Annotated in this window: 6 protein-coding genes; 3 read left to right on the forward strand and 3 right to left on the reverse strand. The window is 34.0% G+C overall.

Going from position 1 to position 8,195, the window contains the following annotated elements; translation table 11 throughout:
* Nucleotides 1–176: 176 nt before the first annotated feature.
* Nucleotides 177–3,296, forward strand: a complete 3,120-nt coding sequence (locus D1606_RS05595; protein ID WP_119415035.1) for an MMPL family transporter — start codon at nt 177–179, stop codon at nt 3,294–3,296.
* Nucleotides 3,297–3,520: 224 nt separating this feature from the next.
* Here D1606_RS05595 and D1606_RS05600 read toward each other — a convergent pair whose 3' ends face one another.
* Together D1606_RS05600 and D1606_RS05605 are read right to left on the reverse strand one after the other, a co-directional pair.
* Nucleotides 3,521–3,919 (reverse strand): hypothetical protein, encoded by a 399-nt coding sequence (locus D1606_RS05600; RefSeq protein WP_119415036.1) that lies wholly within the window; start codon nt 3,917–3,919, stop codon nt 3,521–3,523.
* Nucleotides 3,920–4,095: 176 nt separating this feature from the next.
* Nucleotides 4,096–4,605, reverse strand: coding sequence for a DUF4871 domain-containing protein (locus D1606_RS05605; RefSeq protein ID WP_158582319.1), 510 nt, complete (start codon nt 4,603–4,605; stop codon nt 4,096–4,098).
* Between the two features lie 522 nt (nt 4,606–5,127).
* On the opposite strand from D1606_RS05605, the gene D1606_RS05610 reads away from it, so the two are divergent.
* Both D1606_RS05610 and D1606_RS05615 read left to right on the forward strand, forming a co-directional pair.
* Nucleotides 5,128–5,691 carry a sigma-70 family RNA polymerase sigma factor gene (locus D1606_RS05610; protein WP_119415038.1) on the forward strand — a complete coding sequence of 188 codons (564 nt, stop codon included), beginning with the start codon at nt 5,128–5,130 and terminating at the stop codon, nt 5,689–5,691.
* Nucleotides 5,688–6,716 (forward strand): DUF4179 domain-containing protein, encoded by a 1,029-nt coding sequence (locus D1606_RS05615; RefSeq protein ID WP_119415039.1) that lies wholly within the window; start codon nt 5,688–5,690, stop codon nt 6,714–6,716. The genes D1606_RS05610 and D1606_RS05615 overlap by 4 nt, the downstream gene beginning before the upstream one ends.
* A 62-nt stretch (nt 6,717–6,778) precedes the next feature.
* Here D1606_RS05615 and D1606_RS05620 read toward each other — a convergent pair whose 3' ends face one another.
* Nucleotides 6,779–7,774 carry a tetratricopeptide repeat protein gene (locus tag D1606_RS05620; RefSeq protein ID WP_119415040.1) on the reverse strand — a complete coding sequence of 332 codons (996 nt, stop codon included), beginning with the start codon at nt 7,772–7,774 and terminating at the stop codon, nt 6,779–6,781.
* Nucleotides 7,775–8,195: the final 421 nt, after the last annotated feature.

The following is an 8,195-nucleotide window of genomic DNA, read 5'->3' on the forward strand; positions in this document are numbered from 1 at the left end:
TCTTTTTTTCAAAATTGAACACATGTCCTAATTTGTGTTCAAAGTTAAACATAATCACGTTTTTTGAACATTGTGTAGTTTTACATACAAAAGTATACTTTTTTTATGAGCAAAAGTACACACGTGTACGATTTTGTAAAAATGCAAATAAAAAAGAGACTGAAAGAGGGAGTCAAATGAAGAAACTAATGAATTGGCGTGCAGCATCATTCCTTCTTTGGATTATGGTTACTGTCATGATCGTTTTGTCGATGCCTAATTTAGACCAACTCGTCAGGGAAAAAGGCCAAATCACAATTCCTGCTGGTAAACAGAGTACTGTTGCCGAAGAAATGGTAAAAGATATGGCTGGAGAAGACAATGATACATATTCGATTATTGTTGTTTTCAATTCTGGCAGTGACAAAAAATTGACGAGTCAACAACAAGAAGAAATAAGTTCAGCCGTACAATCTTTACAAAGTCACAAAAAAGAGCTCGACATACAAAATATCGTAACTCATCTAGATAATAAGCAAACGAAAGAACAGCTTGTTTCAAAAGATGGTACAACGATTTTAACGCAACTTTCTATCGAACAAAATGATAAAAAGATTTCTGAAGTAGCAAAGGATATTAATCAATTTGTCAAAATCAACAATATCGATACGTATCTTACAGGGAACAAGATGGTAATGGAAGATTATATCCAATCTTCTCAAGATGGGATTAAGAAAACCGAAGCAATCGCGGTTATTTTCATTATAGCGGTTTTAATTCTCGTATTCCGTTCTCCTATCGTTCCTGTTATTTCACTTTTATCGGTCGGTGTGTCCTATTTAGTATCACTTGGTATTATTGCTCATTTAGTTGATCAGTTTAACTATCCATTCTCGAACTTTACTCAAGTTTTTTTAGTGGTCATCTTATTTGGAATTGGAACGGACTATAACATCCTTTTGTTCACACGTTTTAAGGAAGAACTTGTAAAACAGGATAATGTTCTAGCAGCAGTTAAAGAAACATATAAAACGGCAGGACATACAGTGCTGTTTAGTGCACTTGCTGTATTTATCGGCTTTACTGCACTTATTTTAGCTGAATTCGTCTTGTACCAAGCAAGTTCAGCAGTGGCAATTGGTGTTGCAGTCCTTGTACTTGTCCTTATGACATTAAACCCATTTTTCATGGTGTTATTAGGCAAAAAAATGTTCTGGCCGATCAAAAAATTTGAAGGCCATAGCAACAGTAAAATATGGGGATTCCTATCAAAAATATCGGTGATGAGACCCATTATCGTCTTACTATTCATCGCAATTTTATGTGCACCATTTATCCTCACATACAGTATCTCATTAAGCTATGATGACTTATTAGAACTCGATGATAAATATACATCCAAACAAGGTATTAACGTTATTGAAGACCATTTTCCTCCTGGATTTTCTTCGCCAACTACACTTGTTATAAAATCACCTAATGCATTAGATAATGCAAAATCGCTCCAATCCTTAGATGAGTTGGCCGAACAGATCAAAGAAATAGATGGTGTCGATAAAGTCATGACTGCTACTCGTCCAACCGGTGAAAAAATCAAAGACTTGTATATTCAAAAACAAACAAAAGATTTACACAACGGGCTTGGGGATGCAAATGAGGGCGTAAGTAAAATCAATAAAGGACTATCTTCTGCAGAGAAACAAGTTGGTCAAGCAGATAGTAGTGGTACTGAAAACGTTCAAGCGTTAATCAATGGAACAAACGAGGTCAAACAAGGAGTTTCTAGTCTAGGAAACGCAGTTAACCAATTATCAAATGGTATTAACTCTGGTAAAGACGGCGCTCAGGCGTTAGAAAATGGTCTCGCATCACTTAAAGAAAATATGAACACATTAGGAAATTCGATACCACAACTGATGAATGCCTATAATGCATTACAACAAGGTTTATCTTCCTATAGCAATTCTTTCGCAAGTATGAGTCAAGCGATAAATGGTACAAAACAAGGATACGAACAAATTGAAGCCTCCATGCAGGCTTTGATCAAATCGAAACCCGAGCTTGCCAATGATGTGAACGTACTAACAACGCTTAAAATAGCTTCTACTGGCAAGAAACAACTCGCTCAACTTTCTGAAAAGCTAAATGCGATGACCCCACAGTATAATAGTGCGATGCAGTCATTCAAAAAAGCAAATAGCTCTTTAGCACAAGTAAACAGTGGTTTCTCCCAACTCCAAACAGGTGTTAACAAGCTATATGCTGGTTCATCCACTTTAAAAAATGGCTTACAATCTGCTGCAGATGGATCAAGTAAAATTGCAAGTCAAACACCTGCACTCGAATCAGGCTTAACAACTATTAATAATGGTCAAAAGCAGCTGTTAACAGGACTTAATGATTTATCAGAACAAATGAAAGTTCTTCAATCTGGTCTTGCAAAAAGCTCAAAAGGATTGAAAGATATCAACTCAGGACTTCATGATGCACAAGGCTATTTAAAAGATTTAAGTAAGTCTGATGCATCTGAAAAATTCTATATACCAGAAGACGTGTTAAAAAGTGATGATTTCCAAAAATCATTAAATATGTATATGTCCGATGATCGTAAATTTGCACAAATGAATATCATCCTCGATGTCAATCCATATACGAAAGAAGCAATGAACATCGTTGAGCATATTGAAAAAGCTGTTGAAGGTTTCACAACAAATGGTGAACTACGTGATTCAAAAATCGCATTTGCTGGAAAAACATCTCAAAATGTTGACCTTCAAGCAATTGCGAGTGGCGACTTTACACGAACTGCAACAATTATGCTAATCGGTATAGGGCTCATTTTAATCATCATCACCCGTTCAGTATTGAAACCAATCTTAATTATTTCTTCATTAGTATTAACGTATTTTACTGCACTTGGTATGAGTGAATTGTTAAGTATAAAAATTTTACATGTTGATGAATTAGGCTGGAACGTTCCTTTCTTTAGCTTTATCATGATTGTCGCTCTCGGTGTGGATTATAGTATTTTCTTAATGATGCGCTATAGAGAACAAGTTGGCAATCCAAGAGAAATGATCGTCGATGCTGCTCGTCATATCGGAAGTGTCGTCATTTCCGCAGCCATTATCCTTGGTGGAACATTTGCAGCGCTCATTCCATCTGGTGTCATATCACTAATCGAAATTGCCATAACCGTTATCATCGGCTTATTCCTATTAAGCTTTGTCATGCTACCAATCTTCATCCCATCATTATTATCGATTGTGAGTAGTGTTCGGAATTTGAAGTGGTTTAAAAAGATAAAAAGGTCGTAGAAATGAGGGCAGCCCCATAAGTAGAAAACTTACGGGACTGCCCATTCTTTTGCTTTTGCGATGGTTGATTCAAATTATCCTGGATGGTTATGTTTTCGTTGATAAACGTGTAGAACTAATGCTTATTTCAGCGTGCCAAAAATCCAATTATACAACTGTTGAAAAGTTAAGAAGTGCATAAGAAAAGGCCTCAATATTAGAGGTCTTTAGATGTATTAAAGGCTTTATTCTTCTACAATTTCTAACTGTTTGTAATAGTTATCTACAATGGGGTGAATATCTGGATTTGAATCGTAATAGGTATTGTCAATTTGATTAAGCGTAAATTTAAACTCTTTTTCGCCATCAAAAAGAGTTATACCATATCGCCAACCTTTACGTTTTTCTTGATTTTCTTGTGGCGTAAATTCTATTTCTTTAATCAACGTTAGAAATTCACCGATTTGTTCTTGATTCGTTATCGTTTTAGAAGCACCAGTTGAACCATCTTGAATAATAACTTTATCTACATTTTCAATTTTTGCGTCCTTATAAAACGATTCTAATGATTGCGTTTTTCCATTAGTACAAGCAGAAAGTATGAATAGACTTACTAATAACATTAAGAACAAAGATTTTTTCATAGAACCACCCCTACGTTCACTCTACCACCAATTAGACGTATAAAAGTTACATTTTAACAGTTTGGAATAGGTATTAATTACAGTTTAAGTATATTTATAATTCTAGTAGAAAAAATTTATTCCTATAATTTATTTTAAAAACAACAATCTTTTAGAAAACAGCCATATTAAAAGACTTACCCCTCTTCAACATTCACCACAATATCTCCGAATAATTTTTCACCAATGTAAACCTCAAGCTTCCATAACCCAGCTGTAGGAAACTCCATTGTTGATGGTACATGTGTAGTTGCACCATTATAAGGACTAATGCCTACATTCACACTATTATCAGCTTGTATTATTTTATGCTTTTCCCCTTTTTCATTGATCCCTATTATTTTCAAAGGTCCATCAAATTCATCATCATTTCCCCAAAAGTGCCACATATATTTGTTTGGTTTTCCTTTAATAATGGGATCAATCTTAATATCATCTTCATTGCCCGATCCAACTAAAAAACCTAATCTACCTTCTTTTCCAAGAAGAACATATTTTCCTTTCTTACCACCAAAATCAATAGGAATATCGAATGTTGGACTCACTTGCCAATGATTTGAGCTCACTGCCTCTTTTTCTTTCGTTTCCTTTTCTGAACACCCCACTAATAGTAGCAATACTGATAAAAACACCAATATCTTTTTCATATAAGCCCCCTTGCAAAAATTTATTCCTAACATATATAACCGCACACTTAAACTATGTTGATTTCCTATCAACATAATTCTTCCAATATTAACCTATGGTCATAATATCTATATCATTCATTACAATTTCGATATCGAACTGGAATTCCCTTCAATTATTAAGGAATATTATAAGATTAAAAACGTGGATTCAATTTTAAGTAATTGTGGAGACTCTCGGAGGTAAACGATGTTGATGAATTCTTAGCAGAAGCCCTTCATTTTTGCACATGCAATATAGTTAAATATTGTAATAATAAAAATATTCACGTAAGCTAAAAATAAATAGTATCAAAACACCGCCGATGTTAGTGCATCAAGCGGTCAATCATATTTGGCTTCCATTAGGTGACATAAGAATCCCCCATCCGCGAGAGCTCTCAACTCAAGGATGGGTTATTTTTTAATATAAATGAGAGTTTTCTCTTTTACATTTCGATATAGTTAGTGAAAAGCTTTTCAAAAAAATGAAGGAGAATGCAAATGAAGTGTAATTCAAAAAACTTTATCAATCGACTAAAGAAAGAAAAAGAAGATGCACTTGAATTTATCATAGAAGAATATTCTTCCCTAGTAAAAGGAATTAGTTATAAAATTTTATCTAATATTAGCAAAGAAGCAATAGATGAATGCGTTAATGATGTATTTTTAACAGTTTGGCAAAATGCAAATTTATTTGAAGGAAATTACGAAGATTTTAAAAAGTGGATTGCAATGATAACTAAGCATAAAGCAATTGATCGTTATCGTCAGCTTGAGAAATTGCAAAAACGTGAGAAAAACGATGAATTTATTTTGGAACAGTCCATTTCAGAAGATGTTCAAATTTCTCTTTTAGAAAAGGATGAAAAAAATACATTATTACTTGCGCTAAGTACATTAAAAGATATTGACCGTGAGATTTTTATGATGAAATATTTTCTTTACTTAACAACTCAAGAAATCGCTGAATCATTAAATCTTTCCATTTCTGCAGTTGAAAATCGCTTATACCGTGGAAAGAAGAAGTTAGCTAAAAATCCAATACTTAGGGAGCGATTTATATGAAGAAAAAATATAGAGATTGGATTGACTTTGACATTGATCAAATTGAACTGATTCCTTTATCAACTGAAGAGAAAGAGGATTTAAAAGAACATGTATTATCTAAAAGTAAAGTTAAGAAATCCATCAAACTTCGGCACTTAGCTACCGCTGTTATACTTGGAATCAGTGTAATTACTGTTAGCTTCATGTCTCTCCCAGCTCTCGCAAATCAAATTCCTTTCATTCAAAGTGTTTTAACATATTTTGAGGATGATTCGGTTCCGAACATTAATACGTATACAGAATTAGCTACAGATATGAAACAAGTACAGTCTAGTAATGGAATAGACGTTTCTGTTGAAAAAGCAGTGTATGATGGAACAAATATTATTTTAACCTATACCATTCAAACAGAAGCTGAACTTGGTGATAATCCCCGAGTAGATGGCATGTTAGACATTCCAAAAGCTAACAGTAGCGGTTCTATTTCTAATATTAGAAAGATAAATGATACAACTTATGCTGGAATTGAAAAGGTTACACCACATTTTAAAGGCAAAAGTCTTGATGAAATACAAGTTTCATGGCAACCTACACTATTTGAGAATATGGAGACGAATAAAAAGTTTGAAGGGAATTGGCAATTTGAATTTACTTTAAGTGAATTAGTAGCAAATACTATAAAACTTAACCAATCAATTCAAGAAGACGGAATTACTCTAAGTATGAAATCACTAAAACAAACAGAATTGACTGCAGTATTACAGTATGAATTTAATGTTGATCATTCTATATTAAAAGAGTGGCCGTTTGTTATTATAGAAATGGTTGAAGTAAAAGATAATCTTGGAAACACTTATGAAATTGATAGTAATGGTGGGGTTAGTATGGAAAATGGTACTTCTAATAAACGCAAGGTAACCATTTATTCACTAAATCCAAACGCTAAATCATTAATACTAACACCCAAAGTTTATTTTTCAAAAGGTTCTGGCAAATTAGGAGAAACAAAACAAATAAGCCCTGTTACAATTGATTTAAAATAATTTTAGTAGAAGAATCCATAAAAATTCTTTATAGGATTCTTCTTTTCATTATTAGCCTTTTTTTATATCTCCTTCAGCTTCTTTTTCGCTTCTGCATCTCCTTGAAGTGCTGCTCTTTGATACCAATACTTAGCTTTTTTCATATTGATAGGTGTCCCCATACCCGATTCGTAGCAAAAGCCAAGATTAAATTCACCATCTACATCTTGCTTGTCAGCAGCTATTTGATACCAGAGAATGGCTTCCTCTCCCTGATTGTTTTGAAAGGCTGCATTTCCTAATCGGTTGGCCGCAAATACATCACCCGCTAATGCTGATTGTGTGAACCAATAGTTTGACTTTGCTAAATCTTTTTCAACCCCGACACCATTTTCATACATATAACCGAGTGTATACATTGATTCTGCAACACCACGTTCAGCCGCAATAGAAAATAATTCGAATGCTTTTTTGTCATCCTTTTCAACGTACTCACCGCGAAAATACATATCTGCATAGTTATTCATCGCATCTGCATGTCCTTTTAAAGCCGCTTCCTTATAACATTCGAAAGTTTTCTCCCAATTTTCTTCTACAACCGTACCATCATAATAAAAATTCCCTACCCAATAAATTGCATCGATATTCCCTGCCTTAGCAGACACTTCATACCACACAAAAGCCCAATCGGCATGATCTAAAGATTTATAGAACTCACCTAATTCAAGCTGGGCATCGCTATTTCCGTTCATAGCTTTTTGATAAATGGAGATGGCTTCTTGTATTTCCTCATGTTCGAAAAAAATAGTCGCTTGATCAATTTGAGGATTTAGCAACTCTTGTAAAATCGTTTGCACATCCCGAAGCAAAATAGGATAGAAATTCTGGTCATATATAGACAGATGTTTAACTTGTTCAAGTAGAATTCTGATATCATCTGAGCAGTTAGTGATTGCTTGTTCACAATAATGGATCAATTGAGAGATGTTTGAAATCACATTTTCTTGATTGGTTATTTTATGTAATAACTTCGCTGCTTCTGTATATCCTTTTTCATTAAGATTTTGTTGTATATCCATGAAAGTGCACTTCCTTTAAAACCGGATTAAATGAATACTTTATTTTAGCATATCTCGTAAATGAATTTGGCTGAGAAACTAGAGATAGCTTGAACATAACTTGGAGTCTTTTGCACAACTCAAGCTCCCTTTTGCACAACTCGAACTCCCTTTTGCACAACTCAAGCTCCCTTTTGCACAACTCAAGCTCCCTTTTGCACAACTCGAACTCCCTTTTGCACAACTCAAGCTTCCTTTTGCACAACTCACTTCCTTTGATTAAGTCCATATAATTGTGTAAAAAGAAAAAGAGTCAAATTAATCCCTCTTGGTTACAATGTTTTCATCGACGATAAACAATGTGGAGGAATTAATAATGACCCAACTACAGTTTAACCTAAATGTGGACCTTTTAAAAGATTCTGTAATAAATTCTAATATT

This window comes from Rummeliibacillus sp. POC4, assembly GCF_003576525.1.
Classification (GTDB): Bacteria; Bacillota; Bacilli; order Bacillales_A; family Planococcaceae; genus Rummeliibacillus.

Excerpts from the sequence above, each read along its gene's own strand:
- D1606_RS05620 (WP_119415040.1), bottom strand. The coding sequence starts at position 7,774 with ATGGATATACAACAAAATCTTAATGAAAAAGGATATACAGAAGCAGCG.
- D1606_RS05605 (WP_158582319.1), bottom strand. The coding sequence starts at position 4,605 with ATGAAAAAGATATTGGTGTTTTTATCAGTATTGCTACTATTAGTGGGG.
- D1606_RS05595 (WP_119415035.1), top strand. The coding sequence starts at position 177 with ATGAAGAAACTAATGAATTGGCGTGCAGCATCATTCCTTCTTTGGATT.
- D1606_RS05600 (WP_119415036.1), bottom strand. The coding sequence starts at position 3,919 with ATGAAAAAATCTTTGTTCTTAATGTTATTAGTAAGTCTATTCATACTT.
- D1606_RS05610 (WP_119415038.1), top strand. The coding sequence starts at position 5,128 with ATGAAGTGTAATTCAAAAAACTTTATCAATCGACTAAAGAAAGAAAAA.
- D1606_RS05615 (WP_119415039.1), top strand. The coding sequence starts at position 5,688 with ATGAAGAAAAAATATAGAGATTGGATTGACTTTGACATTGATCAAATT.